Genomic DNA, 2069 nt, shown 5'->3' on the forward strand with positions numbered 1-2069 from the left:
CCAGCTCGCTTGCCGCCGGTATAGCCCTTGGTGCCGTACTCAATGAAGCGCAGGTAGAAGAACCGTCGGTTGTCGCGCTTGCCACGAATGCCGATCTGGGCATCTAAACCGCTGGGCGAAACGTAAACCCTGAGCGCGGCGGCGGCCGCTCCGGTGTCCTTGGGCATCAACTCTCGCTGGGTCTCCAGGATGCGGTTCGCCGCCTCCAGCATCGCGGGCTGCAACTCGTTGTCCATCGTCTTGTGGATGTTGCGCAGTGTCCGGCGTAGACGGATGTCGCCGCGAATACTCGACCGGCGCGCCATGCCCTACTCCTTGGCCGGATCGGCCTTCGCTGGCTTCGCGGCCTTGTCGCTGACTGCTTCGGCGTAGCCCCGAGCAATCAGGCCTTCGCCATAGGCATTGTCGACCTCGAACTCTTCGCCCTTCTCACGCTCACCAGATGCGCCCGTCAGCGGGCCTAGTGCTCGAATTTTCATTGTTCACCTCATGGGTTCGGTACCGATGAGCAAAGCAGCCTCATCAGGGTGTTCTCGTTGTCCGGCAAAACCGCCTCGACCTGGTAAGTGACCCCGCGGCGTATCAGACGCGACCCGGCAACGATGTCTGAGCGCGGCCTGCCGATGATTTCGGCCGTGACAACAGCGCTCAGCTTTTCAGCAACTGCCGTTACGCGCCCAGAAGGGGTGCGGACTTCGCCCCACATTTCAGGGCGGGCTGCAGGAAGCCATGTCACTGTGGCTCCCCCGGACTTATTGCGCTCTTCATGTCGGTGGGTCACCTCGAACCGATGACGTAGCGGCCCGGCTCTCATACCCCCCACCCGACACGGTGCGGGGTCAGGAGCGCGACCGAACCTTTCGGCAATTCGGTGGCAATGGTCCCGATCACAACGTCCTCACGGTTGGCGTAAAGGTGGCCGAGGATCAGCAAGCATGCGGCCTGGATCTGCTTGTTGCTGAGCATGGGAGACTCGCCAGCATCACCGGCGGCGACAGCATCATCCAGCGCCTGCTGATCGACATAGACGCGGCGGTTCAGATAGTCCATCGCCTGCCCTTCAGCCGCCTCGATCAGGAGCTCCAGGTACTCGTCATCATCGTCAGGGTCTCGCAGGTGATGACGGGCTGTGGTCAAACTGATCACCGGCATGTCTTCACTCCTTCAGCGGTTCGAGCGATGCCAACTTTCGCTGCACAAGCTCCTCCGCGTGCCTGCGTGGCACCACATAGGCTGGACCGCCCCGACGGCGCAGCTCGCCCTCATCCATGTAGGATCGCATCGGGTAGATCTGAAGAGTCACTGGATTTGGGTTAGCTGCAACCAGATCCCCTGCAGCTGGCTGGTTGGTATCGTCGCCAGCCTCGATCACCGTCGGCCCGCTCTGGCCATCACCTACCGATGCCCCTGCTTCCGTAGCGGGAGCTCCGGCACTGGCGCCCAGGTCCCCTGCGGCGACGCCCAATCCGCCCCCCGATTCTGCCGGTGCTTCTGGCGGTGTCTGCTCTGCGCCCGAGACTGAATCAGTTGCGGGAGCACCCGCCTCGCCAGGATTTGGTGAGGCGGCTTCACCAGGCGAGAGGGACAACGCTCCATCTTGAGGCTGGCTGCCGCTCGACTCAGTGGTCGAGGCAGTATCCTTCGGCTCAACCGTGGACTCTGGTTTTTCCTGTTTACGTGCCATGGAAATACTCCTGTAGGGCGCCATTCCTGACGCCCCAGCGCAAGGAATTAAGGAGTGATCAGCGGACCAGTAACGAACGCTTCATCGCGGTAGATGGCGAAGGCCAAGCGCTCTTCAGCACGAATCGTTGCCATATTCTTCTCGAAGTCATCACTGTTCTCGGTCGAGATCAGCACTTCGATTTCCATGCGGTCGAAGATCTGGGCGCCAAGCTTGAACGCACCGACGAGGAAGTCGTTCTGTGTCATGGCCTGGGTAGAAACCACAGGGCGATTCCAGAGCTTCGCGTTGGTGCCTTCCTGTGGCTGGCCGATGATGTAGCGGCCTTCCCCATCCTTGGTCAGCTCAATAGCGGCCCAGTCGATCGGGTTGAGCACGATGCCGT

At 61.3% G+C, this 2069-nt stretch carries 5 protein-coding genes and 1 pseudogene; all 6 read right to left on the minus strand.

Translation table 11 applies throughout. The features are described from left to right. Window positions 1-305 (minus strand): annotated as a pseudogene (locus APH42_RS28750) (HK97 gp10 family phage protein); the annotation flags it as partial. 3 nt (window positions 306-308) lie between these two features. Next, window positions 309-479 (minus strand): hypothetical protein, encoded by a 171-nt coding sequence (locus APH42_RS30270; protein WP_177336891.1) that lies wholly within the window; start codon window positions 477-479, stop codon window positions 309-311. 8 nt (window positions 480-487) lie between these two features. Further along, window positions 488-814, minus strand: coding sequence for a phage head closure protein (locus APH42_RS29760; protein ID WP_082421482.1), 327 nt, complete (start codon window positions 812-814; stop codon window positions 488-490). Continuing rightward, window positions 811-1152, minus strand: coding sequence for a head-tail connector protein (locus tag APH42_RS28755; RefSeq protein ID WP_060494748.1), 342 nt, complete (start codon window positions 1150-1152; stop codon window positions 811-813). The genes APH42_RS29760 and APH42_RS28755 overlap by 4 nt, the downstream gene beginning before the upstream one ends. Window positions 1153-1156: 4 nt before the next feature. After that, window positions 1157-1684 (minus strand): hypothetical protein, encoded by a 528-nt coding sequence (locus APH42_RS30045; protein WP_060494749.1) that lies wholly within the window; start codon window positions 1682-1684, stop codon window positions 1157-1159. Window positions 1685-1731: 47 nt separating this feature from the next. Further along, a partial coding sequence (locus tag APH42_RS28765; protein ID WP_156352982.1) for a phage major capsid protein occupies window positions 1732-2069 on the minus strand: 338 nt, incomplete at its 5' end.

It is taken from the genome of Pseudomonas sp. NBRC 111140 (assembly GCF_001320885.1).
In the GTDB taxonomy this organism is placed as follows: domain Bacteria; phylum Pseudomonadota; class Gammaproteobacteria; order Pseudomonadales; family Pseudomonadaceae; genus Aquipseudomonas; species Aquipseudomonas putida_P.